The sequence below is a fragment of the Pseudomonas sp. SWRI81 genome (assembly GCF_014268545.1).
In the GTDB taxonomy this organism is placed as follows: Bacteria; Pseudomonadota; Gammaproteobacteria; order Pseudomonadales; family Pseudomonadaceae; genus Aquipseudomonas; species Aquipseudomonas hamedanensis.
On record NZ_JABWQS010000002.1, the window covers coordinates 166,591 to 192,883 of the forward strand.

25 protein-coding genes are annotated in these 26,293 nt (G+C 59.9%); 16 read left to right on the forward strand and 9 right to left on the reverse strand.

Translation table 11 applies throughout. The features are described 5' to 3' along the window. Positions 1 to 669 (reverse strand): NAD(P)H-binding protein, encoded by a 669-nt coding sequence (locus HU765_RS02225; protein WP_186618869.1) that lies wholly within the window; start codon positions 667 to 669, stop codon positions 1 to 3. A gap of 82 nt (positions 670 to 751) precedes the next feature. Here HU765_RS02225 and HU765_RS02230 point away from each other — a divergent pair, with 82 nt between their 5' ends. Beyond that, positions 752 to 1,078 (forward strand): DOPA 4,5-dioxygenase family protein, encoded by a 327-nt coding sequence (locus tag HU765_RS02230; protein ID WP_186546254.1) that lies wholly within the window; start codon positions 752 to 754, stop codon positions 1,076 to 1,078. On the opposite strand, the gene HU765_RS02235 is transcribed toward HU765_RS02230, so the two are convergent. Continuing rightward, positions 1,075 to 1,479 (reverse strand): GFA family protein, encoded by a 405-nt coding sequence (locus HU765_RS02235; protein ID WP_186546255.1) that lies wholly within the window; start codon positions 1,477 to 1,479, stop codon positions 1,075 to 1,077. The two genes, HU765_RS02230 and HU765_RS02235, sit on opposite strands and share 4 nt — an antisense overlap. Before the next feature lie 322 nt (positions 1,480 to 1,801). Here HU765_RS02235 and HU765_RS02240 point away from each other — a divergent pair, with 322 nt between their 5' ends. From HU765_RS02240 to HU765_RS02300, 13 genes are all read left to right on the forward strand, one after another. Further along, complete coding sequence (locus HU765_RS02240) at positions 1,802 to 3,109, forward strand: CitMHS family transporter (protein WP_186546256.1); 1,308 nt, start codon at positions 1,802 to 1,804, stop codon at positions 3,107 to 3,109. Positions 3,110 to 3,176: 67 nt separating this feature from the next. Next, positions 3,177 to 3,944 (forward strand): TerC family protein, encoded by a 768-nt coding sequence (locus HU765_RS02245; protein WP_186546257.1) that lies wholly within the window; start codon positions 3,177 to 3,179, stop codon positions 3,942 to 3,944. A gap of 430 nt (positions 3,945 to 4,374) precedes the next feature. Continuing rightward, positions 4,375 to 4,872, forward strand: a complete 498-nt coding sequence (locus HU765_RS02250) for a PAAR domain-containing protein (RefSeq protein WP_186618870.1) — start codon at positions 4,375 to 4,377, stop codon at positions 4,870 to 4,872. A 17-nt stretch (positions 4,873 to 4,889) separates the two neighbouring features. Further along, positions 4,890 to 6,047 (forward strand): hypothetical protein, encoded by a 1,158-nt coding sequence (locus HU765_RS02255; RefSeq protein ID WP_186618871.1) that lies wholly within the window; start codon positions 4,890 to 4,892, stop codon positions 6,045 to 6,047. After that, positions 6,044 to 6,679: a hypothetical protein gene (locus HU765_RS02260; RefSeq protein WP_346727507.1), complete on the forward strand. Its 636-nt coding sequence runs from the start codon at positions 6,044 to 6,046 to the stop codon at positions 6,677 to 6,679. The genes HU765_RS02255 and HU765_RS02260 overlap by 4 nt, the downstream gene beginning before the upstream one ends. A gap of 423 nt (positions 6,680 to 7,102) precedes the next feature. Continuing rightward, the gene (locus HU765_RS02265) at positions 7,103 to 7,354 is read left to right on the forward strand and encodes a hypothetical protein (protein WP_186618872.1); all 252 of its coding nucleotides are present in this window, start codon (positions 7,103 to 7,105) and stop codon (positions 7,352 to 7,354) included. 297 nt (positions 7,355 to 7,651) lie between these two features. Then, positions 7,652 to 9,310: a Na/Pi cotransporter family protein gene (locus HU765_RS02270; protein ID WP_186618873.1), complete on the forward strand. Its 1,659-nt coding sequence runs from the start codon at positions 7,652 to 7,654 to the stop codon at positions 9,308 to 9,310. Between the two features lie 169 nt (positions 9,311 to 9,479). Beyond that, positions 9,480 to 10,868, forward strand: a complete 1,389-nt coding sequence (locus tag HU765_RS02275; RefSeq protein ID WP_186618874.1) for an insulinase family protein — start codon at positions 9,480 to 9,482, stop codon at positions 10,866 to 10,868. 191 nt (positions 10,869 to 11,059) lie between these two features. After that, positions 11,060 to 12,088 (forward strand): DUF5924 family protein, encoded by a 1,029-nt coding sequence (locus HU765_RS02280; RefSeq protein ID WP_186618875.1) that lies wholly within the window; start codon positions 11,060 to 11,062, stop codon positions 12,086 to 12,088. A gap of 54 nt (positions 12,089 to 12,142) precedes the next feature. Beyond that, positions 12,143 to 13,291 (forward strand): ABC transporter permease, encoded by a 1,149-nt coding sequence (locus HU765_RS02285; protein WP_186618876.1) that lies wholly within the window; start codon positions 12,143 to 12,145, stop codon positions 13,289 to 13,291. Further along, positions 13,288 to 14,091, forward strand: coding sequence for an ATP-binding cassette domain-containing protein (locus HU765_RS02290; protein WP_186618877.1), 804 nt, complete (start codon positions 13,288 to 13,290; stop codon positions 14,089 to 14,091). Before HU765_RS02285 ends, HU765_RS02290 begins: the two co-directional genes overlap by 4 nt. Position 14,092: 1 nt before the next feature. Continuing rightward, complete coding sequence (locus HU765_RS02295; protein WP_186546265.1) at positions 14,093 to 15,031, forward strand: MlaD family protein; 939 nt, start codon at positions 14,093 to 14,095, stop codon at positions 15,029 to 15,031. Beyond that, the gene (locus HU765_RS02300; RefSeq protein WP_186618878.1) at positions 15,028 to 15,654 is read left to right on the forward strand and encodes an ABC-type transport auxiliary lipoprotein family protein; all 627 of its coding nucleotides are present in this window, start codon (positions 15,028 to 15,030) and stop codon (positions 15,652 to 15,654) included. Before HU765_RS02295 ends, HU765_RS02300 begins: the two co-directional genes overlap by 4 nt. 116 nt (positions 15,655 to 15,770) lie before the next feature. Here HU765_RS02300 and HU765_RS02305 read toward each other — a convergent pair whose 3' ends face one another. The 5 genes from HU765_RS02305 to HU765_RS02325 form a co-directional block, all read right to left on the reverse strand. Continuing rightward, complete coding sequence (locus HU765_RS02305) at positions 15,771 to 17,000, reverse strand: spore maturation protein (protein WP_186618879.1); 1,230 nt, start codon at positions 16,998 to 17,000, stop codon at positions 15,771 to 15,773. Positions 17,001 to 17,198: 198 nt separating this feature from the next. Then, entirely contained in the window at positions 17,199 to 18,530 is a 1,332-nt protein-coding gene (gene gltP, locus HU765_RS02310; protein WP_186618880.1) for a glutamate/aspartate:proton symporter GltP, read from the reverse strand. 711 nt (positions 18,531 to 19,241) lie between these two features. Further along, the gene (locus tag HU765_RS02315; protein ID WP_186618881.1) at positions 19,242 to 19,706 is read right to left on the reverse strand and encodes an inhibitor of vertebrate lysozyme family protein; all 465 of its coding nucleotides are present in this window, start codon (positions 19,704 to 19,706) and stop codon (positions 19,242 to 19,244) included. Positions 19,707 to 19,708: 2 nt separating this feature from the next. After that, entirely contained in the window at positions 19,709 to 19,873 is a 165-nt protein-coding gene (locus HU765_RS02320; protein WP_003177151.1) for a DUF1328 domain-containing protein, read from the reverse strand. A gap of 75 nt (positions 19,874 to 19,948) precedes the next feature. Continuing rightward, positions 19,949 to 20,233 (reverse strand): hypothetical protein, encoded by a 285-nt coding sequence (locus HU765_RS02325; protein WP_186618882.1) that lies wholly within the window; start codon positions 20,231 to 20,233, stop codon positions 19,949 to 19,951. Positions 20,234 to 20,660: 427 nt separating this feature from the next. Here HU765_RS02325 and algB point away from each other — a divergent pair, with 427 nt between their 5' ends. Both algB and HU765_RS02335 read left to right on the forward strand, forming a co-directional pair. Further along, positions 20,661 to 22,007, forward strand: a complete 1,347-nt coding sequence (gene algB, locus HU765_RS02330) for a sigma-54-dependent response regulator transcription factor AlgB (RefSeq protein WP_186546271.1) — start codon at positions 20,661 to 20,663, stop codon at positions 22,005 to 22,007. A 10-nt stretch (positions 22,008 to 22,017) separates the two neighbouring features. Beyond that, positions 22,018 to 23,805, forward strand: a complete 1,788-nt coding sequence (locus tag HU765_RS02335) for an ATP-binding protein (protein ID WP_186546272.1) — start codon at positions 22,018 to 22,020, stop codon at positions 23,803 to 23,805. On the opposite strand, the gene HU765_RS02340 is transcribed toward HU765_RS02335, so the two are convergent. Together HU765_RS02340 and HU765_RS02345 are read right to left on the reverse strand one after the other, a co-directional pair. Beyond that, entirely contained in the window at positions 23,802 to 25,418 is a 1,617-nt protein-coding gene (locus tag HU765_RS02340; RefSeq protein WP_186618883.1) for an EAL domain-containing protein, read from the reverse strand. The two genes, HU765_RS02335 and HU765_RS02340, sit on opposite strands and share 4 nt — an antisense overlap. Before the next feature lie 73 nt (positions 25,419 to 25,491). Beyond that, positions 25,492 to 26,274: an N-acetylmuramoyl-L-alanine amidase gene (locus tag HU765_RS02345; protein ID WP_186618884.1), complete on the reverse strand. Its 783-nt coding sequence runs from the start codon at positions 26,272 to 26,274 to the stop codon at positions 25,492 to 25,494. Positions 26,275 to 26,293 lie beyond the last annotated feature (19 nt).

Below are 26,293 nucleotides of genomic sequence, written 5' to 3' on the forward strand. Positions count from 1 at the left end.
TCAAGAGATCGCTGAAGCCGCCACGAAATTCACATGCTCCCCCACATGCAGATTCAGCCGCAGCTCATCGGCAATCCCCACCGCGACGCGATTCAAGCGCTCCAGCGGTTCGGCCAGACCCGGCTCAAGATTGCCGCCGACCTGGCTGAAATGCTCAATCGTCAATCCGGCCACGCCATGCGGCGCATTGACCAAAGTCCAGCGCAGTGAGCTGCTTTGTACGGCCTCGAGCATTTCTTCGGCAGCATGGCGTTGCAGGCGCTCGTCGCTGTCCGGCTCGTCGAGTACGCCGAAATTGCCGATCAGAAACAAGCGCGGCACGCTGGCCAGTTGCAAGCCTTCAACCAACGCGTCGACGGCCAGCACTTGTTCGACCGGCCCGAGCGTTACCGAACGCTCAACGTGGTCACTATTGAAGGGCAAACCCGGCGCGTCCAGCAGGCAGATCACTGCCGAACTGCCGGCGACACTCTGATTGACCCGCTCGGCGTCGAACAGATCGCCGGTTTTAGTGCGCAGCCCAGGGCGCGGCGCGAGCGCGGTGAGATCGTCGAGAATGGCGATGACTTCGTGCTGGCGACGCAGCAATTCAGCCATCAACGCACCGCCCAGGCTGGCCATGGCACCATAGAGCGCCACTTTCATCGCCGGGGTTTCGGCATTTTTCATGGCTGTTTTCCTTATCGTTGTCCTATATGGCCTGTGACGGTGGAAACCGCCAAGGGTTCGAACCGATTCAGAAGAGGTACACATGCAAGCGATCAAGGGCTACCACGCCCATGTCTATTTCGATGCACAAACCATCGAGCAGGCGCGTGCCTTGTGCGAACAGGCTGTGCAGTTGTTCGCCGTGAAAATGGGCCGTGTACATGAGCGTCCGGTGGGACCGCACCCCGACTGGAGCTGCCAACTGGCCTTCGGTCCAGAGCTCCTTGGCGAGGTATTGCCGTGGCTTGCGCTCCACCGCAAAGGCCTGGTGGTGTTCCTGCACCCGGACACGGGCAATGATTTGCTTGATCACACCGAGCATGCGATCTGGATGGGCGCGGTCCGGCGGTTGGATTTGTCGGTTTTCTAATCAAGCGTTTCTTCGGCTTCGCCGGGCAGGTGCTCATCCAGGTGCAGCCACGGCAATTGGCTGTCGGTCCAGATATGCCGCTCGGCGGCAGCCCGCTCCGCGTGTTCCAGGGTAGCGATGGTCACATCGATGCTGTCCGGGCTGAGCGATGTCACCAGCGCCAGATGTGCGCCGCAGTTCGGGCAGAAAAACCGCCTGCAACTGGACGACGAGTCGTAACGCGCCGGCGTACCGGCCAGCCAACGAAAATTCGCTGAGGGCACGGTGATCCACGTCGTGACGATCCCGCCACTGACCTTGCGGCAGATCGAGCAATGACAATGAGCGATGTCCTGCAACGCCCCGCTGAACTGATAGCGGATATGTCCGCAATGGCAACCACCGCTGTGCAATTGGCTCATTCCGAAAGCTCCCGTTTCCGTATTCATTGACTTTGGCCGCAACCGACAGCCGGTTGACCGTTCATTCGACGCTTTCGCTACCGAAAGGTAGCTGAAAGCTTCCGCGATTAGGATCGCCCCACCTCCGGCAACAGACCGGTTGGCCCAACGCGTGTGATGGCTTGCACGCCCGGCCCAATTAACAACAACAATGGTGATTCTGATGTTCTCTGTAACCCGCCTCTTCGCTGTCACTCCACCCGTACGCCTTGTGCTTGCTGCTCTGCGCTGATCGCGCCCGATCCGCTCATTTCATTCGCCGCGCTACGCCTGGAGTATTCCCATGCTGACTTTCCTTGGCTTTGCCATGGTCATCACGTTCATGTTCCTGATCATGACCAAGCGCCTGTCCGCGCTGATCGCTCTGATCATTATCCCGATCCTGTTTGCCCTGTTCGGTGGTTTCGCGCCGAAGATCGGCCCGATGATGCTCGAAGGCATCACCAAGCTCGCGCCGACCGGCGTGATGCTGATGTTCGCCATTCTCTATTTCGCCCTGATGATCGACTCCGGCCTGTTCGACCCGGCCGTGCGCAAGATCCTCAAGCTGGTCAAGGGCGACCCGCTGAAAGTGTCGGTCGGCACCGCCGTGCTGGCGCTCGTCGTTTCCCTGGACGGTGACGGCGCGACCACATACATGATCTGCGTGGCCGCCATGCTGCCGTTGTACAGCCGCATCGGCATGAGCCCGCGGATCATGGCCGGTCTGATCATCCTCGCCGGCGGCGTGATGAACATGACCCCATGGGGCGGCCCGACTGCCCGTGCGGCGAGTGCGCTGCATGTCGACCCTTCGGATATTTTCGTGCCGATGATTCCGGCAATGTGCGCCGGTGTGGTGGCGATCCTGATCATTGCCTACTTCTACGGCAAGCGTGAACGTGCGCGCCTGGGCGAACTGCACCTGATCGGCGATGACCTCGATCACAGCGAAATCAGCGTGTCGCAGTTCCCCGACGCCCGCCGTCCGAAGCTGATCTGGTTCAACGGCCTCTTGACCCTGGTGTTGATGTGCACCCTGATCGCCGGACTGCTGCCGTTGCCGGTGCTGTTCATGGTGGCGTTCAGTATCGCGATGATCGTCAACTACCCGTGCCTGCAAATGCAGAAGGATCGTGTGGCGGCCCACGCCGGCAGCGTGCTGTCGGTGGTCAGTCTGATTTTCGCAGCGGGCATTTTCACCGGTATCCTGTCGGGAACCGGGATGGTCGACGCCATGTCGAAAAGTTTGCTGGCAGTGATTCCGGACTTCCTCGGCCCGTACCTGGCGGTGATCACGGCGCTGGTGAGCATGCCGTTCACGTTTTTCATGTCGAACGACGCGTTCTACTACGGCGTGTTGCCGGTGCTTTCCGAAGCGGCCAGCCACTACGGCATCACCGCTGTGGAAATGGCACGTGCCTCGATCGTCGGTCAGCCCGTCCACTTGCTCAGCCCGCTGGTTCCGTCGACGTACCTGCTGGTGGCCCTGGCCGGTATCGAGTTCGGTGACCATCAACGTTTCACCCTGAAGTGGGCAGTTCTGGTCTGCCTGTGCATACTGGTGGCCGCCCTGCTGTTGGGAACTTTCCCGCTGTTCAGCACTTTGTAACGGCATCAACTCACCAACACGCCAGCTGCCCGCTGGCGTCTTGGTTTAACACATCAAAGGAATACACATGGAATGGCTGACCAACCCCGAAATCTGGGTTGCCTTCTTTACCCTGACCGCCCTGGAAATCGTCCTCGGTATCGATAACATCATCATGATTTCGATCCTGGTCAGCCGCATGCCCAAGCACATGCAGGCGCGCACCCGGATCTTCGGTCTTGCCCTGGCAATGATCACGCGGATCCTGTTGCTGCTCTCGATCACGTGGGTCATGCGCCTGACCGCCGACCTGTTCGAAGTGTTCGGCCAGGGCATCTCCGGCCGCGACCTGATTCTGTTCTTCGGTGGCCTGTTCCTGCTGTGGAAAAGCTCGCAGGAGATGTACCACGCGCTGGAAGGCGAAGACGAAAGCGACGACGCGCCTTCGGGCAAGGGCGGCAACTTCCTCTACACCATCATCCAGATCGCGATCATCGACATCGTCTTCTCGCTGGACTCGGTGATCACCGCCGTGGGCATGGTGTCCCACGTCCCGGTCATGGTTGCGGCGATTATCGTTGCGGTGCTGGTGATGATGCTGGCGTCGGGCAAGATCAGCGAGTTCATCGACAAGCACCCATCGCTGAAAATGCTTGCGCTGTCGTTCCTGCTGGTGGTCGGTACCGTGCTGATCGCCGAATCGTTCGACGTGCACGTACCGAAGGGCTATGTCTACTTCGCCATGGCGTTCTCGCTGGCGGTGGAAGCGATCAACATCAAATTGCGCGGCGCGATGGACCGGAAAAAGAAGCAGCAGGATCCGGTGAAACTGCGCAAGGATATGCCGGGCCAATAACCCGCTAGTCTTCAGGCAACACCCCTTGTAGGAGTGAGCTTGCTCGCGATAGCGGTCTGTCAGTCAACAATGATGTTGAAGCTGATGGCCCTATCGCGAGCAGGCTCACGCCTACATTTGTTTCTGTGTTCAGGCTGGCGGCACGAGGTTGTCGAGGACGCGGTTGATGGCCAGCTCACCCAACATGATGACTTGCTGGATCCCCAACAACGAATTTCGCTCCGGATCGGACACCAAACCTGTGGGAGCGAGCCTGCTCGCGAAGGCGCCATATCGGTCGAAGAAGAGGCTGTCTGACCCACCGCTTTCGCGAGCAGGCTCGCTCCCACAGCGGCATATCGCATCCATTCGAAACGGGCCGAAAAGGTTGACTCACCGACCTTCGCTCGTTAGCGTCCCTGCTCGCCTCAACGACGAACAAGGAACGTTCATGTCTGGAAAACCCGCCGCGCGCGTCACGGACCCGACCACTTGCCCGATTCCCGGCCACGGTACAAACCCGATTGCCAGCGGTTCCGGCGACGTGTTCTTCAACGGCCTCGCCGCCGCCCGCCTCGGCGACAAGTGCACCTGCGGCCAGGCGCTCAGCGGCGCCTTTTCGTCGACTGTGTTCATCAACGGCAAGAACGCCATGACTATCGACAGCACCGCCAGCCATGGCGGCGTCGTGATTGGCGGTTCCGGCAATGTGATTATCGGCAGCTCGCACACCCCTGCGCCGTTCGTTCCACCGTTGCCGATCATCGGCCAGCCCTTGGTCGAATTCAAAGCGATCAGTGCCGGCAACGGCGAACCCATCGCCGAACAGGGCTATGAAATCGAAACTGCTGAAGGCCGTATCGTCAAAGGCCTGACCAATGCGCAGGGCATGACCCAGAGCGTCGCGACCCTGCAGCCCGATCTCGCCGTCGTACGCTGGACTGCCTGAGCTTCAAGGAAGAAACAATGACTGCACAATGCATCGCGCCAGACGACTTGGACATGAAAAAACTCTGGGACAGCACTTGCGAGCTGCCCACCTGCAAACGGGAAACCAGCACCGCCGGCCCCAATCCGAAAACCCGCGTCGAAGTCCCGCTGCTGACCTGCAACTGCCTGTGGCGGCGCTTCCAGAAAGAAGCCGAAGACTGGGTCGCCCCCGGCGGCGTCCTCATCGCCGACCCCCAGGCTCGCAACCGTAAGATCAACGCCGCGTACGCGCAGTTGTGGTTGGCGGATAACCGTTTTCAGTGGGCAGGGTTGGCGGCGTTTGCTTCGAAGCAGGTGGGGTGTGGGCTGATCCACGCCACTAAACTGCAAACCGCCATCGCTGCACAGAAGGCGGCACAGGAAAAGCTCCGAACCGCACCATCTGAAACGCTGTTCGAAGGTTTCGGCTTCAAATTCAGCAGGACCAATCCCGAGGCGGAACAGGAGCTGGAAAAGGCTCGGGCGGCCAATCCGATGCCGACCGAGGACATCACCTTCGGCGATAACCCACGTTCAGTGGTTCAGCAACAGCTGGACTATGTGTATGAGATGTTGGCGCTGGGTAATACATCGCTGTTTCTGGACGTTTATCCGTTGCACCGGTTTTTTATGGTGCGGGGATTCAAAGAGATGCAAGCGTGTCTCCCGCTGCGCAATAAACTTAAAAACGAAGTGCTGTGGCCTATTTCCAGTAAAGTTGAATTTGGGCTGGTGCAATCGCAAGTCAGTGACACGTTCAAAGCCATTGATGAAGGAAGGATTTCCAAAAGTGTTGAGTTCATGGCTCAGCACGAACAAATCAATATTTTGCAGCCAGCGATGTACGACGATGCACACTTTTCCTACCTGATGCGCGGGACACACGCAGGCAACGCGGTATCCGTGGTTACCGGAATTATGTCAGGAGCGGCTGAGGAAATTCAGTTGACCCTTGCAAGTCAATGCAAAGCTCCGGACGAAAGAAAAGTCGCATTTGGTAGCAACCCACTGGCTAATTTGGCTGACAAAGATCAACGGATGGAGTTCGTCATCCGAGCGGCTAGTCAGTTCGATGCATTGCTCAAAGACCCTGCTTCACGAGCAAAACTCACGCAGTCCATAACAGAAATTTCTAAGGGTGGGGGAGTGCAGTGATCCAGCTGTCGAGAAAGCGCTTCGTGATAATTCTCGCTGCTGCTTTAATTGGGGCGGGAATCGCGTATTCCACTTGGGGTACGGACACCCTGCGAGTTCATATCGGAAAAACTTACGATGCGACAGTTGCCGATTCCACATTTAGCGTGGCAGCTCACACTGTGACTTACCCTGGAAATCCTCGGCATCCGAGCTCAGCCTGGATTTCCTCACCAGTTATTATCCATTTCGATGACCCGGAGCACGGCTTTACGTTGCCTGCCACCAAATTCGCCTCAATCGGATTTGACGAGGGAAAGGTTTCGAATATGACGACCTCTCCGATGCTCGAAACGTTGCCCTTCGACCAACTCATGGCGGTGCTTGATCAACTTCAGAGCCATCTTAAAAGCGCCGGATGGGTAGAGTGGAACAGTGAGACAAATCCTTGGGTGAATACGGCTGATGAAACCAGTCGAAAGGCGCTTCAGGTCGAGTTGTTTGATCACGTCAAGGTGGCAGTGCTCTTGATCCCTCATAAGTACAGTCTCGCGCTCAACGTCAAATGTTACGCCCGCTGTAATGAGCGCGATCCGGAGACAGCTAAGTATCTGATCGATGTCAGCGTAGGAAAGGATTACTACAGCGAATGAGCAAGCGCTATACGGCTCATAACCGAAGTCGCAAGTGAAAAATTGCTACGGGGGGCACAGTCGATACTGGCGCACAGCAATGTTCTGCTTGTTGTTCGTGTGCCTGACGTCTTTTCACTTTCCAATGGATTTTCTGGTTGTTCGTATTGGCAAGCCATACGCCGAAGTCGTCAAAGACTCCAGTTTCCCTGTTGAACGGAAAACAGCCATATATCCAAGTGACCCTCCCAAGGTCGACTCGACTTGGATAAGCAGCCCGGTCGTGATTACTTTTGATGATCCCGAGCATGGCTTTACCTTGCCCAAAACAATCTACGGCGCGGTGGGCTACACCAAGGGAAAAGTAGACGGCATAACGACGTCGCCAATGGTTGAATCGCTTCCCTTCGATAAGACAACTGCCTCTTGGAGGAGCTTCAAACGATGTTCAGGAACGCCAACTGGACTCCTGAACCCGTTGAGGGAAATGATTGGATCAAAGTGCAGAGCGATGATGAAAGGCGACAGCTACAAGCGAAGCTTTTTGATCAGGCGGATGGGGTCATTCTTCTGGTTCCACACAAATACAGCCTGCTGATGCACATCAAGTGCTATGCGCGATGTGATGAGCGGGATGTGAAGACGGCCAGGTATTTAATTGACGTTGGCCTGAGCAGAGACCACTTCAGCGATTGATCCTGCAAAGCCACAAACCTGTAGGAGTGAGCCTGCTCGCGATAGCGGTCTGTCAGTCAACGATGATGTTGGAGCTGATGGCCCTATCGCGAGCAGGCTCACTCCTACATTTGTTTGCGCTGCGTTCAAAGATCGGACGAAGCTGTTTCCATGACACTTTTGTTTCAATCCGCGCTTTAGCTGTGCAATGCTGGCGCCGAGACCGTTCGCCAACTACAGCTTAAGTATCCAACACGTAGAAACCGCGCGGTGCCGTCCACTTGCCCCTCTGGGGCGCTGCTACTACAGGGGGTCTGCATGCTCACCCTGCTCAATCTGCTCTCCGCCGTCGCCCTGCTGATCTGGGGTACGCACATCGTCCGAACCGGCATTTTGCGGGTCTACGGCACTAACCTGCGACATGTGATCGGCCAGAACATGTCGAAGAAATGGCTGGCGTTTGTCGCCGGCATTCTGGTCACGGCGATGGTGCAAAGCAGCAACGCCACCGCCATGCTCGTCACCTCGTTTGTCGGCCAGGGCCTGATGGCGCTGACCCCGGCACTGGCGACCATGCTCGGCGCCGACGTCGGTACGGCGCTGATGGCGCGCGTGCTGACTTTCGATCTGTCGTGGCTGTCGCCGCTGCTGATTTTCCTCGGGGTGATTTTCTTTCTCTCGCGCAAGCAGACGCGGCTCGGGCAGATGGGCCGGGTGTCGATCGGCCTGGGGCTGATCATTCTCGCGCTGCAATTGATCGTCGAGGCCGCCGCGCCGATTACCCATGCGCAAGGGGTGAAGGTGATCTTCGCCTCGCTGACCGGCGACATTCTGCTCGACGCCCTGGTCGGCGCGTTGTTCGCGATGATTTCCTACTCCAGTCTCGCCGCCGTGCTGCTCACCGCCACGCTGGCCGGCGCTGCGGTGATCAGCTTACCGGTGGCGATCGGTCTGGTGATCGGCGCCAACATCGGCAGCGGCATACTTGCGTTCATGAGCACCAGCATGCAGAACGCCGCCGGCCGCCAGGTGGCGCTGGGCAGCCTGTTGTACAAACTGATCGGCCTGCTGCTGATCATCCCGGTGCTTGATCCACTGGTGCACTGGATCGACAGCCTCGATTTCAGCCCGCAGGAAATGGTCATCGGCTTTCACCTGCTGTACAACACCGCGCGCTGCCTGATTCTGCTGCCAAGCGTCGGGCCGATGGCGCGGCTGTGTGCCTGGCTGTTGCCGGAGCGCCCGGAGGTCAATGGCACGGCCAAGCCCCGTCACCTCGATGCGACGGCGCTGTCGACACCGAGTCTGGCGCTGGCCAACGCCGCGCGAGAAACCCTGCGCATGGGCGATCTGCTCGACAACATGCTCGACGCCAGCCTTGATGTCCTGCGCGGCAAGCAAACGGCAGTGACTCAGGAAATTCGCCGGATGACGGACGACATCGAGTCGCTGTACAGCGCAATCAAGCTCTACCTGGCGCAGATGCCGCGCGAGGACCTCGGCGAACAGGACAGCCGGCGCTGGGCCGAGATCATCGAACTGGCGATCAACCTGAAACTGGGTGCTGATTTGATTGAGCGCATGTTGCGCAAAATCCAGCAGCAGAAAACCTCGCAACGGCGTTCGTTCTCTGAGGAAGGCCTGGAAGATCTGGCCGGGCTGCAGCAGCAACTGATCGCCAATCTGCGGCTGGGGCTGTCGGTGTTTCTCAGTGGCGACAAGGAGAGTGCCCGGCAGTTGCTGCGCGAGAAACGTCGCTTTCGCGCACAAGAACGACGCTTGGCCCATGCCCACGTCAGCCGTTTGCAACGCAAGATCGTGCAGAGTATTGAGACCAGTTCGCTGCACCTGGAGTTGATTGCCGATATGAAACGTCTGAACTCGCTGTTTTGCGGCAGTGCCTATGTGGTGCTGGAAACGGCGGACACCGGGGCGCTGGCCTTGGATGATATCGCCGACATTACGCATTCGCCTTGAACGTCTGGGGCTGGGGTCAGTCAGTTACAGTGATTCAGCCCTTGAGACCGCTATCGCGAGCAGGCTCACTCCTACAGGGGAGCGTATTTCAAATGTAGGAGTGAGCCTGCTCGCGATAGCGGTCTGACTGACGACACGGATCTCCAAATCAGCCGTATGGAAGCCTGTTATGCGTTGCCTGTTGTTCGCCTGTCTGTTGCTCGGTTCCCTGCCCGCTTTTGCCCTGGATCGTTTTCAGGTCGAAGGCTATGCGTTGCCCAACGGTTTGCAGTTGCTGCTCAAACCCGGCACCGAGCGCGGCCACGTGGCGATTCGTCTGGTGGTCGGCGTCGGTCTCGATGACTTCGATTGCGCAGACAAAGAGCTGCCGCATTTGCTCGAACACTTGCTGTTCAGCGGCATCGACGCCACGGGCGAAGGCGGCCTGGAAGAACGCATGCAGGCGCTGGGTGGCGACTGGAACGCGTTCACCAGTAACGCCGACACCACGTTTGTTATCGAGGCTCCGGCGAAAAACCAGCGCAAGGTCCTCGACCTGCTGCTCGCGCTGTTGACCCAGACACGCATCGACGACAACGCGATCAACGCCGCCAAACGCGTGGTCGAGCGTGAGGACGGCGGCCATTACACGCGCCTGCGCCGCTTCCTCGATCGTCAGGACCTGGGCCACTCCGCGAGCAATCAACTGGCGGTCGAGCTGGGCCTGAAATGCCCGCAGCGCGCCGAAGTCGGCCACCTGACCCAAGCGCAACTGGAGAAAGTGCGCCAGGCCTGGTACGCGCCGAACAACATGACGCTGATCGTCGTCGGCGAGCTCGACAAGTTGCTGCCGGCGTATCTGGAGCGCACCTGGGGCGCGTTGCAAGCCGTCGAGCCGAGCGAACATCGTCCGCTGCCGGACCTGCGCGTCAGCGCCGCGCATGAGCGCACCCTCACCCGTGGTTTCATGGGCGATGGCGCCAAGCTGCACTGGCTGGTGCCAGAGCCGGTGCTGGACGATCAGCACGACGAGACGTTCGATATTCTCAAGGATTACCTCGACTGGGCGCTGTACCGGCAGATTCGCCTCAACCATGGGTTGTCTTACGGGCCGTGGGCCGAGCGCGAAGTGTTTGGCGGCGTCGGCTTCATGAGCCTCAATGCCGACCTGGATCGCGATGACGTCGACGAAGCCATCCAGGTGCTCGAGGATCTCAAGGCCGACCTGCTGAAAAACGGCCTCGACCCGACCACCTTCGCCCGCATCAAACAAGCCGCCATCGCCCACCAGGCCTGGGCCGTGCAAGGCAACAGCGCCCTGGCGGATTTTTACTGGAGTGCGCTGAACGACTACGAGGACGGCCGCTTCGCCAACCCGGCGCGGGAGCTGCAAGGCGTGACGCTGGAAGAAGCGAACAAGGCCATGCGCGAGCTGCTGTTGCAGCCGGGGTATTTCAGGATCGAAAAGCCGTTGATCAGTGATGATCAGGTGCTGTGGCTGGTGGCGGGTGGCGTCGGGGTGTTGCTGCTGATCCTTATCGGCTGGCGCCTTCACCGCCGAAAACCCGCCGAACACTAACCCCTGTAGGAGTGAGCCTGCTCGCGATAGCGGTGTGTCAGTCGATATCAGTTTTGAAAATGAGACCGCTATCGCGAGCAGGCTCACTCCTACAGGAGGTATGTGTTGGTTTCCGCGACCGCAACTCGCCACAACGCCCGGCGGACGCTACTCTGTCGGAGTATTTCCCTACCTTGTCGTGAATCGCCCCCATGTCGAAAATTACCCTCCTGATCCAGCGCCTTCTCGAACTGATGAAGCGCTATCCCGGGGTCATTGCGGCGGGTGGTTTTATCTCCGGGGTCGGCAGTTTCATTCTGGTCGATCGCCAACAGGGGCTGGCGAGCTGGATCACCGTGATCATGCTGCTGAGCTGGATCTGGCTGATGCTGGAAAACACCCTGACCGGGTTGTTCACGCGGATCTTCAAACGCGAAATTCCCCAGCCGTTGCTGCGTTACGCGACGCAGATGATCCATCAGGAAAGCCTGTTTTTCGTTCTGCCGTTTTTCTTTATCACCACGACGTGGAACAGCGGCCAGTTGATCTTCACCGGCCTGCTCAGCGTCGCCGCGCTGATCTCCATCGTCGATCCGCTCTATTACAAATGGCTGGCGCCACGGCGCTGGGCGTTTCTGGCGCTGCACACCCTGACCCTGTTCGCCGCCCTGCTCACGGCGCTGCCGGTGATCATGCACCTGACCACCGCGCAGAGTTTCAAATGGGCGCTGGGGATTGCCGTGCTGCTGTCGTTCCCGAGCCTGGCGTCGATCTTCCCGATCCGTACCGTGCGTAACGCCCTGGCCATTTTGTTTATCACCGTCGGCATCGGCGGCGTCGGTTGGGCGCTGCGTTCGTGGGTGCCGCCGGCGACGCTGTGGATGACTGACGTGGCGATCAGCACGCAACTGCAGGACCGCACCCCTGGCGCCAGCCTGGATACCGTCAGCGCCGAGCAGATCCGCAACGGCGGGCTCTATGCCTACACCGCGATCAACGCACCGCGTGGCCTCGACGAGCGGATTTATCACGTCTGGCAATTCAACGGCAAAGAGGTCGATCGCATCGCCCTCGATATCCATGGCGGCCGCAAGGAAGGCTACCGGGCGTGGACGCACAAGCAGAACTTCCCCGGCAACCCGGCGGGCAAGTGGCAGGTGCGGGTGCTGACCGAGGACGGCCAGTTGATCGGCGTGCTGCGCTTCGCCATCACGAACAGCACACCGGCCAAAGAAAAGTAATCCGGTTCGTGCTATTACGTAGGTTCTTGTAACAGCCGTATAAGCACGGAGCTTATGACCAGCAGCCCAACGCCCGGCAGTGCCCACCTGGACACCTCGCTCAGCCCCGCCCGCCTGCGGGTCACCGGCGACTGGACACTCGCCCATTACGCCGCGCTCAAACGCCTGAGCGAACAGCTGCACGGCGAATACGACGGCAATACCTCGATCGATCTCAATGGCCTGGGCGCCCTCGATACCGCCGGCGCCTCGTTGCTGGTCGAATTGCTCGGTGCCGAGCGCCTGGGCAAGTCCGCCGAACACCCTGATTGCACCCTGTCCACCGCTGACCGCGCGCTGCTGCAAACAGTGTATTGCTCACTGAACGATTTCTGCGTGCCGATCAAGGAAGCGGAAATCAGCGTCAGCGTGCAGTTGCTGACGCGCATCGGCCGTGCGGTGGATACGGTGTGGAAAGACACGATGCAGTTGCTCGGCTTCGTCGGGCTGATTCTGGAAGTCATCGCCCGTGGCCTGCTCCGGCCCAAACGCTGGCGCATTACGCCGATGATTGCGCACATCGAGCAGACCGGCCTTGACGCCGCGCCCATCGTGGCGCTGCTGACCTTTCTGGTCGGCGCCGTGGTGGCCTTTCTCGGTGCGACGGTGTTGGCCAGTTTCGGTGCGACGATTTTTACCGTGGATCTGGTCGGCTTTTCGTTCCTGCGTGAATTTGGCGTGCTGCTCACCGCGATCCTGATGGCCGGGCGCACCGCCAGTGCTTTCACCGCGCAAATCGGCTCGATGAAGGCCAACGAAGAAATCGACGCGATCCGCACCCTCGGCCTCGACCCGATCGAATTGCTGGTGGTGCCGCGCGTGCTGGCGCTCCTGGTGGCGCTGCCGATGCTGACGTTTCTGGCGATGCTCTCGGGGATTGTTGGCGGCGGCGTGGTCTGCGCGGTGTCGCTGGATATTTCGCCGGCGATGTTCCTCTCGCTGCTGCAATCGGACATCGGTGTTCAGCATTTTCTGGTGGGTCTGGTGAAGGCACCGATCTTCGCCTTCCTGATCGCGGCGATTGGCTGCCTGGAAGGCTTCAAGGTCAGCGGCAGCGCCGAATCGGTTGGCGCTCACACCACGTCCAGCGTGGTCCAGTCGATTTTCGTGGTGATCGTGCTCGACGCGGTGGCCGCGTTGTTCTTCATGGAGATGGGCTGGTGAGTCGTTTACCCCGCGCGCCCTCCGAGGCGGTGATTGAAGTCCGTGACCTGTGCAATCGCTTCGGCAGCCAGAGCGTGCACGAGAACCTTGATCTGGACGTGTACAAAGGCGAAATTCTCGCCGTGGTCGGCGGCTCCGGCACTGGTAAATCGGTGCTGCTGCGCAGCATTGTCGGGCTGAACCGGCCCAGCGAAGGCATCGTCAAAGTCTTCGGCCAGAACCTGCCGAGCCTGGCTGAACATGAACGTTCGCTGATCGAACGGCGCTTCGGCGTGCTGTTCCAGAAAGGCGCGCTGTTCTCTTCGCTGACCGTGACCGAGAACGTCGCCCTGCCCCTTATCGAACACGCCGGCCTCAGCCGCCATGACGCCGAGCACTTGGCGGCGGTAAAACTGGCACTGGCCGGGCTGCCGCTGTCTGCGGCGGATAAATACCCGGCGTCGCTGTCCGGCGGCATGATCAAGCGCGCGGCACTGGCGCGGGCCCTGGCGCTGGATCCGGACATCCTGTTTCTCGACGAACCCACCGCCGGACTCGATCCGATTGGCGCTGCGCAGTTCGATCAATTGATCCTGACCCTGCGTGACGCGCTGGGCCTGAGCGTATTTCTGGTGACCCACGACCTCGACACGCTCTATACCATCACTGATCGCGTGGCGGTGCTGGCGCAGAAGAAGGTGCTGGTCGCCGGCCCCATCGACGTCGTCTCGGAAACCGACGACGCCTGGATTCATGAATACTTCCACGGCCCGCGCGGCCGCTCGGCGCTGGACGCCGCCAAACTGCTCAACGAGGTCTGACATGGAAACCCGAGCCCATCATGTGTTGATCGGCCTGTTCACGGTAATCGTCGTGGCGGGCGCCCTGCTCTTCGGCCTGTTTCTGGCCAAATCCAGCGTCGACACCGAGTTCAAGGATTACGAAGTGGTCTTCAACGAGGCGGTTAGCGGTCTCTCCAAGGGCAGTTCGGTGCAGTACAGCGGGATCAAGGTCGGTGACGTGGTCAGCTTGCGCCTCGACCCGCAGGATCCACGGCGAGTCCTGGCGCGGATTCGCCTCGCTGGCGACACGCCGGTCAAGGAAGACACCCAGGCCAAACTGGCGCTGACTGGCATCACCGGCACCTCGATCATCCAGCTCAGCGGCGGCACGCCCGAGAGTCCGAAACTGCGCGGTCACGACGGCCAGTTGCCGACCCTCATCGCCTCGCCCTCGCCTATTTCGCGCCTGCTCAACGACAGTAGCGACTTGATGACGGGCATCAGCGCGCTGCTGCACAACGCCAACCAGATGTTTTCCGCCGAGAACGTCGAACGCGTCAGCAGCACCCTCGCCCATCTCGAGCAAACCACCGGGACGATCAACGACCAGCGCGGCGACATCAAACAGGCCATGCAGCAATTGGCGACTGTCGGCAAACAGGCCGGCAGCATGCTCGAACAGACCTCGCTGCTGATGCGCAACGCCAATGGCTTGCTCAACGATCAGGGCAAACAGGCCTTGGGCAGTGCCGAACAGGCGATGAAGTCGCTGGAGCAAAGCAGCGTGACCATCAACGGCTTGCTCAGCAAAAACCAGAATTCGCTGGATAACGGCATGCAGGGCCTCAACGGCCTGGCCCCGGCGATTCGCGAGCTGCGCGAGACGCTGACCTCGCTGCGCGCCATTTCCCAACGCCTCGAGGCCAACCCCAGCGGTTACCTGCTGGGCAGCGACAAGAACAAGGAATTCACCCCATGAAACTGACTCGAATCGCCCTGCTCGTCGCTGGCTTGAGCCTGATCGGCGCGTGCTCGATTTTGCCCCAGTCGGAGCCTTCGGATGTCTACCGCTTGCCCGCCGCGCAGGTGCCCGCCTCGGCCAGCCCGGCGGCGGCTCAGTCGTGGTCGCTGCGCTTGAATAAATGGCAGGCGAGCGAAGCATTGAATCGGCCGAGTATTGCGGTGATCCCCCAGGGCGACATGATCAGCAGCTACAAGGGCTCGCGCTGGAGCGATCCGGCGCCGGTGTTGCTGCGTAACCGCTTGCTCGACGGCTTTGCGCGTGATGGTCGGGTGACGTTGCTGAGCACTGATGACAGCAACTTCCAGGCGGATCTGGAACTGGGCGGCAGCTTGCAGGCGTTTCAGACGGAGTATCAGGGCACGCAGGCCGGCGTCGTGGTGCGGGTCGACGCATTGCTGGTGCGCGGTTATGACCAACGAATCCTCGCCAGCCGCCGCTTTGAAGAGCGCCAGCCGCTGAACGATGTGCAGGTCCCGGCGGTGGTGGCCGGGTTTGGCCAGGCCAGTGATCGGCTTACTGCGAAAGTCGTGGCCTGGGCCGTCGAACAAGGCCAGAAATTAGCTCCACAACCCCGCTGACACACCACGACCCCTGTAGGAGTGAGCCTGCTCGCGATAGCGGTGTGTCAGTCGCCATCATCGGTGACTGCTACACCGCTATCGCGAGCAGGCTCACTCCTACAATGGATCTATGATCAGCCGAAGAACCAGTAGCAGACGGCGATAGCACCCACGACCCCGGCAAACTCCGCCAGCAACGCACAGCCCACCGCATGTCTCGCGCGCTGAATCCCCACCGCACCGAAATACACCGCCAGCACATAGAACGTCGTCTCGGTGCTGCCCTGAATCGTCGCCGCGACCAGCGCCGGGAAGCTGTCGACGCCCGAAGTCTTCATGGTTTCGATCAGCATCGCCCGCGCCGCGCTGCCGGAAAACGGTTTGACCATCGCCGTCGGCAGCGCATCAACGAAGCGCGTGTCCCAGCCAGCCCATTCGACCAGATGACGAATACCGTCCAGGCCGAAATCCAGCGCACCTGACGCACGCAACACGCCAACCGCGCAGAGCATCGCCACCAGATACGGCAACAGATTCTTCGCCACGTCGAAGCCTTCTTTCGCGCCCTCGACGAACGCCTCATAGACCTTCACTTTGCGTAAAGCGCCGATGATCAAAAACAGCATGATCAGCCCGAACAGCGTGAGATTGCCGAGGATCGACGACAATCCCGCCAGAGCGGTGGCCGAAAGGGTGCCGAGCAGGGCCATGAAACCGCCGAGAATCAGCGCACCGGGCACCAGATAGGCCAGCACCACCGGGTCCCAGATGCGCAGGCGCTGCATGAACGCCACTGAGAGAAAGCCGACGATCGTCGAGCAACTGGTTGCCAGCAGAATCGGCAGGAACACCAGGGTGGGATCCGGCGCACCTTGCTGCGCGCGGTACATGAAGATGGTCACCGGCAGCAGAGTCAGGGAGGAGGCGTTGAGCACCAGAAACAGGATTTGCGCGTTGCTGGCGATGGTGGCGCTGGGATTGAGCTCTTGCAGCGCCTTCATGGCTTTCAGGCCGATCGGCGTGGCGGCGTTGTCCAGGCCCAGGCCGTTGGCGGCGAAGTTCAGGGTGATCAGGCCAAGGGCAGGGTGGCCGGCCGGCACTTCCGGCATCAGCCGCAGGAACAGCGGCCCAAGGACTTTCGCCAGCCATTCGACGATCCCGGCCTTCTCGGCGATGCGCAGAAAGCCCAGCCACAGGGTGAGGGTGCCGAACAGCAGCACCATGACTTCGACCGACAGCTTGGCCATGGCAAAAATGCTTTCCACCATTGCCGCGAAAATTCCGGCGTTGCCGCCAATCAGCCACTGAGCCAGCGCCGACACGGCTGCCACGATGAAGAAGCCAAGCCACAGGCCATTAAGCATCAGTCAAATCCCCCGAAGAATGCGGCGAATGATAGCGGGGTCGCCAGAAACGACAAACCCCGGATTGCTCCGGGGTTTGTATGTTCGACTCGGTCCCCTGTAGGAGTGAGCCTGCTCGCGATGAGGGCAGCACATTCAACATCTCTGTTGTCTGGCACACCGCTATCGCGAGCAGGCTCACTCCTACAAGGTTTTGTATCAGTTCTTGGAGATTTCACCCGCCGGCAGTTTTTCCTTGCTGCGCCAGTGCGGCAGGGAGTTCCAGTAGCGCTGGCCCTTGGCGTCGTCGTACATACCTTCCCAGCGTGCGATGACCAGCACTGCCAGGGCGTTGCCGATCACGTTCAGTGCGGTACGGGCCATGTCCATGACGCGGTCGACACCGGCGATGAACGCCAGGCCTTCGAGCGGAATACCGACACTGCCCAGCGTCGCCAGCAGCACGACGAAGGACACGCCCGGTACGCCGGCGATGCCTTTGGAGGTGACCATCAGCGTCAGCACCAGCAGCAATTGCTGGCTGATCGACAAGTCGATGCCGTACAGCTGAGCGATGAAGATGGCGGCAATCGACTGGTACAGGGTCGAACCGTCGAGGTTGAACGAGTAACCGGTCGGCACCACGAAGCTGCAAATGGCTTTCGGCGCGCCGTAGGCTTCCATCTTCTCGATGACCCGCGGCAGCACGGTTTCCGAAGAAGCGGTGGAGTAGGCCAGCACCAGCTCATCCTTGAAGATGCGCATCAGCTTGATCACCGAGAAACCGAACAGTTTGGCGATCAGGCCCAGCACCACGAAGGCGAAGAAGGCGATGGCGACGTAAACCAGAATCACCAGTTTCGCCAGCGGCACCAGCGAGGCGAAACCGAAGTTGGCGACGGTCACCGCGATCAGTGCAAACACGCCGATCGGGGCGTAGTTCATGATCATGTGGGTGACTTTGAACATGCTTTCCGAGACGCCCTGGAACATCTTCACCAGCGGCTCGCGCAGGTCCGACTGCAGGCTCGACAGACCGAGACCGAACAGCACCGAGAAGAAGATGATCGGCAGCATTTCGCCGCGGGCCATGGCCGCGAAGATGTTCGACGGGATCAGGTTGAGGATGGTCTCGATGAACGCATGCTCATGCTGCACTTCGGCGGCGGTCGCCTGGTACTTCGAGATATCGACCGTGCCCAGGGTGCTCATGTCGATGCCGGTGCCCGGGTGGAACACGTTGGCCAGCACCAGACCGACGACGATCGCAATGGTCGTCACAATTTCGAAGTAGATGATCGTCTTCAGGCCGATCCGCCCCAGCTTCTTGGCGTCGCCGACGCCGGCAATGCCGACGATCAGGGAAGAGATGACGATCGGAATCACGATCATCTTGATCAGACGGATAAAGATATCGCCTGCCGGTTGCAGGACGTTGCTGATCCACCAGGCCTTCTCGGCACTGAAGTGGTTGAGCAACGCACCAATTGCAATCCCCAATACCAGACCGATGAGGATCTGCCAGGCGAGGCTAAGCTTTGCCTTCTTCATTATCTTTACCCTTACTTGCGTTTGACTCAGGCACATGCAGGAACTGGAACGCTCATCAGCGGAAAAGTCTGTGCATCTGCCTCCGTATAAGGTGCCCCGAAGCGCGTATTTACGGCTCTTCGGCAGGCGAAAAAAGGCGCAACTATTCCGATGCAAGGTTGCGCCGTCTAATGCCGTAAACGCCTACCCTATGCCGAATCGGCATGAGCTTTTTTAAATGAAACTGACGTCCCAATCGGTTCGATTGTGACATTTCAGCCGGCAAAAGTGCCGTGAACCGGCCATCGCAGCGTAGATTGATTATTTTTTGAGCGAAAAAAATCGACGAAAAATCTCGGAAAATGCCTACGTAGGGAGACTAGAAGTCTTACTGTTTGGACGGTCTTTTTGTCGATATACGGTCGCCAGGAAACACCACGAAATGTTTTCCCGCGCAGTATTGTCGGTTCCAACGCTGAGCTGGGCGCTCTGGATCAACGTTTTGCTGAATGGGAAGCTCAGCGCAAGTCCGTCGAGCCGCGATGGGCTGGCGAACCTGCGTTGCAGCTTTTACTGACCCTGACCCGGCCCTCGCGCAGGCACTCCCTGTACCCGTAGGTCACTCCGACCTTGCAACAGTCAGAGCGTCCCGGCCCCCTGGTCATGCCTCGACCCTGGGGTGGGTCGGGCAGTGGAAAGCAGCAGGGCTGCTGCCTTCATGTGCGAATCAATTCAATACCACTTCGGATCTTTCTTGAGGGTTTCCATCAACAGATCCTGCATGCCCTGGTCGGGTTTGCCGAAGAAGCGGTAGGTGGCGTGTCGCGTCGGCGACTTGTCCTGCGGCAGGCCTTCGGGCACATCGACCAGCATGGCGTAAGCGTCGTCCTTGTCGAAGCTGAAGGCGACGATCAAGCGATGGTTCAGGCACTTGTCCTGATTTTCGCAGAGCGGGCCGACCAGATATTTGTCGCCATCTTCAGTGACGGCATGCATCTGTTGCTCGGAGGTACCCGACAGGTTGATCACCCACTCCGGTACACGCTCTTCCTTTTTGATCACGCTTTCCCAGGTTTCGCGGTACTGCTCGTCTGCGGCGAGCAATTCGTTGACCCGGGTCTGGCCGTCGTTGGCCGCCATCGCCATGGCACTGCCGCCCAGGAGCAGGGCGGCTGCCAATGTCTTTAACGCACTCATCGTTAACCTCGGCCGCGACGGCCAAAGAAGAAGGAAGCGATGAACATCACCAGGAACACGACAAAGAGAATCTTGGCGATACCCGTGGCGGTGCCCGCGATACCACCGAAGCCCAGAACTGCAGCGATGATGGCAATGATCAGAAATGTGATTGCCCAACTCAACATGGTGATTCTCCTTACTTCTCTATTTAGGGATCTTGCGTTTCCGGCGTCTGGCGCCGAATTCATTCATTCAATCGTTCAGAACACCCAGCGTTCCTGCCGTGGTAGCTCGTCCAGTGGCTGCGCCTGGTCGACATCCATCATGCGCATCGAGGCGCTCTCAGCCTGGCTGTTGCTGACCGCACTGAAGTGCGTTTGCGTCGTGTGCTGGACCGAGATCAGCGGCTCAGGCTGCTGGCTGTGTTCCCAGCGCAGGTACTGCTGACAGGCAATCAGGGTGATCAACAGGGCAAGTGCGCCAAACAGAGCTTGCTGAATGTGCAGTGGCGAAATACGCAGTTGGGCGGCACGTTGGCGAGTCATCCTGGGTTCCTCACTCTTATTCGGTTGGGGCAGTTCATGTCTGCCCGGGCTACCAGAGGTATTGCAGTCTGCATGCCAGTTTTTTAATTGAAAAAAACGCAATAAAATCAACAAGTTATGATTGATATAGAAAAAGGCTACGACGCATCCTGCACGATGGCTCATCTGCGGTCGTGCGCAATGCACGATTATTTCGTAGGAGAATTCATAGTTATGGAATTGATGGCAGGATGCAGATGTCAGAACAGGACGTAAGGCGCGTCGTGAAAATCTCGGCTTGTTTAAAAAATCAACAAAATCAAAGGATTGGCCGTAAAGGCAGGAGAGGGCTACCCTCCCATGACTGGCTTCGTTCAGAATCAACCATGCAACTTGCCCGATTTTTCCGGGACTAACCCAAGACTAATCACTATGGAGCGTAGGAAAAATGGAATCTGCCACTGAGCATCAAGGCCGCATTCTGCTGGTGGACGACGAATCCGCCATCCTGCGTACGTTCCGTTATTGCCTTGAAGATGAAGGCTATACGGTGGCCACCGCCAACAGCGCGGCACAGGCCGAAGCATTGCTGCAACGCCAGGTCTTTGACCTGTGCTTTCTCGATTTGCGCCTGGGCGAGGACAACGGTCTCGACGTCCTCGCGCAAATGCGTATCCAGGCGCCGTGGATGCGCGTGGTGATCGTCACCGCACACTCGGCGGTCGACACCGCTGTGGATGCCATTCAGGCGGGCGCCGCGGATTATCTGGTCAAACCGTGCAGCCCCGATCAATTGCGTCTGGCGACCGCCAAGCAATTGGAAGTGCGCCAGCTCTCGGCGCGCCTCGAAGCCCTCGAAGGCGAGATGCGCAAGCCCAAGGACGGTCTCGATTCCCACAGCCCGGCGATGAAAGTCGTACTGGAGACGGCGCGGCAAGTGGCGAGCACTGACGCCAACATTCTGATTCTTGGCGAGTCCGGTACCGGTAAAGGTGAGCTGGCCCGGGCCATTCACGGCTGGAGCAAGCGCGAGAAGAAGTCCTGTGTGACCATCAACTGCCCGTCGTTGACCGCCGAATTGATGGAAAGCGAGTTGTTCGGCCACAGCCGCGGCGCTTTTACCGGCGCCAGCGAAAGCACGTTGGGGCGAGTCAATCAGGCCGACGGCGGCACGTTGTTTCTCGACGAGATCGGCGATTTTCCTTTGACGTTGCAACCCAAGTTGTTGCGCTTCATTCAAGACAAGGAATATGAGCGGGTCGGCGATCCGGTCACGCGCCGGGCGGATGTTCGAATTCTCGCCGCGACCAACCTCAACCTTGAAGACATGGTCCGCGATGGGCGTTTCCGGGAAGACCTGTTGTATCGCCTGAACGTTATTACGCTGCACTTGCCGCCGTTGCGCGAGCGCGCCGAGGACATCCTGACCTTGGCCGACCGCTTTCTTGCGCGTTTCGTCAAAGAGTACGCGCGGCCAGCGCGGGGGTTCAGCGATGAAGCCCGCGAAGCGCTGCTCGGCTATCGCTGGCCGGGCAATATTCGTGAATTGCGCAACGTGGTCGAGCGGGCGAGCATCATCTGCCCACAGGAACGCGTGGAGATCAGTCACCTCGGCATGGCCGAGCAACCGGCCAACAATGCGCCTCGGGTCGGCGCAGCGCTGAGCCTCGATGAATTGGAGAAGGCGCATATCGGCGCCGTGCTCGCCACTGCCGGCACCCTCGACCAGGCGGCCAAGACCCTGGGTATCGACGCTTCGACCCTGTATCGCAAGCGCAAGCAGTACAACCTGTGAGCGCCGCGCGATGAAACTGGCGATGAAGCTGCGCACGCGCCTGTTCCTGAGCATTTCTGCATTAATCACGGTGGCTTTGCTCGGGCTTCTGCTCGGGCTGGTCAGCGTGTTGCAGATGGCCGGTTCGCAGGAAGCGTTGGTGCGCAGCAATTTCATCACCCTGGACCTGGGCCTCAAGCTGCGGCAGACGCTGGGCGATCAATTGATCATCATGCTCGCGCAGAAGCCCGATCCGGTCGCGTTTGAAGCGTCCAAGCAGCATTATTTCGAGTTGCTCGATCAGGGTATCGCCCAACAGGGCAGCGATGAGCTGGCCTACGGCTTCAAGCAGGCCAAGGCCGATTACCTCAAGTTTCTCGCGTCCTTCGATGTCTCGGCAGAGGCGGCCAGAGACGCCAGCGCCAGTGCCGACTTCCGTGAGCGCTTCAATATTCTGCGCAGTGGCTTGATCGCCGAGCACAAGCAGGCCCTGGACAACATCAACGCGGTGCAACACGCCGCGCGTGAGCGCGCCTTGCTCATCGCCGGACTGCTCGGGCTGGTGGGCCTCGCGGTGTTGATCATCGGTTTCGTGACGGCCCAGGGCATCGCCCGACGCTTCGGTGCGCCCATCGAGGCGCTGGCCAAGGCCGCCGACAGTATCGGCCAGGGCAATTACGATGTGACCTTGCCGATTTCATCGGCCATGGAAGTGAACCTGTTATCTCGGCGTTTCGGCCTGATGGCCGAGGCGTTGCGCCAGCACCAGGCAACCAACGTGGATGAGCTGCTCGCCGGCCAGCAACGTTTGCAGGCGGTGCTCGACAGTATCGACGACGGCTTATTGATGATCGATCGACAGGGTCATCTGGAGCACCTCAACCCGGTGGCGCAGCGCCAGTTGGGCTGGGAAGACGATCGTCTGGGGCAGGGGCTGGGGACCGCTCTCGGGCGCCCGGAACTCGACGCGCAGCTGCAACTGGTGTTGCGCGGCGGCACGCTGGAGCGCGCGCCGGAAGACTTGAATATCGAGATCGATGGCGAGTCGCGCTTGCTGACCTACAGCCTGACGCCGGTCAGCCACACGCAAGGACATATCCTCGGCGCGGTGATGGTCTTGCACGACGTTACCGAGCAACGCGCCTTTGAGCGCGTGCGCAGTGAGTTCGTCTTGCGTGCTTCCCATGAACTGCGCACACCGGTCACTGGCATGCACATGGCGTTTGGTCTGTTCCGCGAGCGGACGCAGTTTGCCCCCGAGTCTCGCGAAGCCGACCTGCTTGATACCGTGAACGAAGAAATGCAGCGCCTGATGCAGTTGATCAATGACTTGCTCAACTTCTCGCGGTATCAGAACGGCCTGCAGAAGCTGACGCTGGCGCCGTGTTCCATCGACGATTTGCTGGAGCAGGCGCAATCACGCTTTGCCGATGTCGCCGCAGCGCAAGGCATTGCGTTGACAGTGGAAGTGCAAGGCCCGTTGCCGCGTTTGCAGGCCGACCAGGCGCAGCTTGATCGGGTACTCGACAATCTGATCGACAATGCCTTGCGCCATACCACGCGCGACGGGCAGATCCGCTTGCAGGCGCGGCGCCACGGCGAGCGAGTGATCATCAGTGTCGAAGACAACGGCGAGGGGATTCCCTACGGCCAGCAGGGGCGGATCTTCGAGCCGTTCGTGCAGGTCGGGCGCAAGAAGGGCGGCGCGGGTCTCGGCCTGGCTCTGTGCAAGGAAATCGTCCAGCTGCACGGTGGGCGGATGGGCGTTTATTCGCGGCCGGGGCAGGGCACGCAGTTCTACATGGCGCTGGCGGTTTAGGCTTCGTCATCCATCCTGCGCCCGACGAGCCGGCGCCCCCGGGTGATCAGTTCGATGAACTGCACCGCGCTCAGTGCATGGGCGAACAGCCAGCCCTGACCGAATTTCACCCCCTCGCTGCTGAGCAGTCGGGCTTGTGATTCCAGCTCGATGCCTTCGGCGATCACCTTCAGGTCCAGCGCCTGCGCCATGTGAATGATGTGCGGAGCGACGCCGCTGCTGGCCGCGTCATGGCCGAGCGCATCGATGAATGATTTATCGATCTTCAGGCAATCCACCGGCAGTGTCTGCAAGTAGGCGAGGCTGCAATAGCCGGTGCCGAAATCGTCGATCAGTACTTGATGACCGACATCGCGCAGGGCCTGCAGGTTTTCCCGCGCCACCACGACATCGATCAGGCCGCGCTCGGTAACTTCGAAGGCGATCTGCCGCGCGGCGACGCGGTGCAGCGTCAGCAGCCGCGCCATCACCTGGCCGATGCGCGGCACCATCACATCACATGCCGCGAGGTTCACCGAAATGTACAGCTGCGGATTGGCCCGCAGCAGTTGGCCCAGTTGCTCCAGCAAGCGCTGCAGGACGAAGTCGGTCATCTGGCGAATCTGTCCGGTATTTTCTGCCATCGGTATGAACAGGTCGGGGCTGGTCAGGCTGCCGTCCGGGCGCCGCCAGCGCAGCAGGGCTTCGGCGCCGACGCAATTGCGGCTGTCGAGGTCGAAGATCGGTTGATACAGCACCTGCAACTCGCCTCGGCGAATGGCGCCGTGCAGTTCGGCGTCCAGCGACTGACGTTGGCGCACCAGTAACAACACCAGAAACCCGACAATCGCCCCGGCGAGCAGACAGGCCGGCACCAGCCACCACCAGCCGGGCGGAATGTGCATACCGTTACGCGGTGTGATCAGCATCAGTTGATATTCGGGGTTATCGGTGGGCATGCGGTAGATCAGGTGGGTCTGGGTGACTTGCAGCGCATCGCCGGTTTGCGGTGGCCAGGGTGCGGTGGGGGGCCACGTCAGCGCCGTGCCGAGCACCGGGATTGCCCGGGTGCCGTGATCAAGCACCACGAGCAAGCTGCTACCGGGTGACAAATCGACCATGTCAGTCAAATGGCCGCGCGAGGTGGCCACACGGAAATTGCCACGCCCCAGCATCAAGGCGGCACGATTTTCATCGGGTTCGGTGGTGGTGTTCAGCCAGTAGCTATAGGTCGGGCCCTCGATGTCCGGTGCGCGGACCATCGACAAGCCGTCCTGGCGCGGGCGATTGGAACAGACCCGCGTAGCGTCCATGAAAGCCGCCTCATAGACGAAGCGGTAATTGAAGGTGACTTGTTGCAGGGTGGCGATCATTTCGTCGTCACAACTGCGCAGAGGCTGGGCTTCGAGATCGTCGAGACTTTCACGCAATTGACCGAACAACTGTTCAAGGCGCGCGAGAAAACGCTCGCCCTGGGCGTTCATTTCCTGACTTTCGTTGTATTCGAGCTGGCGCATGGCGACGAACGTGCCGCCAGCCATGAGCAGGCCCGCACTGAGGACAGCCGCGATCATCGCCAGAACGCCGGGGCGATAGAGTCCGCTACGCAGTGTCTCTCGGGTAGCAACCATCATGGAATATCCGAAGATTTACCAATGAGTTATAGCTGCTGATTGCAATTTCGCCCTGACCGTCGGGCGGGCGTCATTATTTTGTCTGGTTGAGTACCAGCAACAGCGCGGCCGTTTGCGCGTCCGGCGTGCCGTCGAAGCGCGAAGGGCGGTAGTGCATTTGAAACGCGGCGAGGACATGGCGCGTGGCGACATCCAGTTCGCCGGTCTGCGGTGTGTCGTAGCCCAGATGCGCCAGTTGGGCCTGAAACCAGCTGATGCCCGGTAGCTCGCGGCTGTTGAACAGCGCCTGCTGGCGCGCCACGGCTTGCTCGTCGGGCCACAGGCCAAGGCCTTCGGCCGCGAGGCGCTTCCAGGGGAACAACGGCCCCGGATCGAGTTTGCGCAGTGGCGCGATATCGCTATGACCGATGATATGGCGAGGACTGATGCCGTTGCGCTGGCTGATGTCCTTGAGCAGAACGATCAACGATTGAATCTGCGCTTCGCTGTACGGGTACCAGAGGCGTCCGGTCGGGGTGTCCTTGAAGCCGGGATTGACGATTTCGATGCCGATCGAGCTGGAGTTCAGCCAGGTGCGGCCCTGCCATTGGCTTTCGCCGGCGTGCCAGGCGCGCTGGTTTTCATCCATCAGCTTGTAAATGGTGCCCCCCTTGTCATCGCCGATCAGGTAATGACTGCTGACGTCGCCGTGAGTCAGCAACTGCAGCGAGCGCTCCAGCGATGTGGAGGTGTAATGCACGACCACGAACTGGATGCGGCTGTCGTAATTGGCCGAAGGATGGCTGGTATCGAAACGCGGACCGCTGGCACAACCGGCCAGCACGAGTAATGAGGCAACAAGGACTAAGGATTTCATGGCAGAGAGCAATACGCAG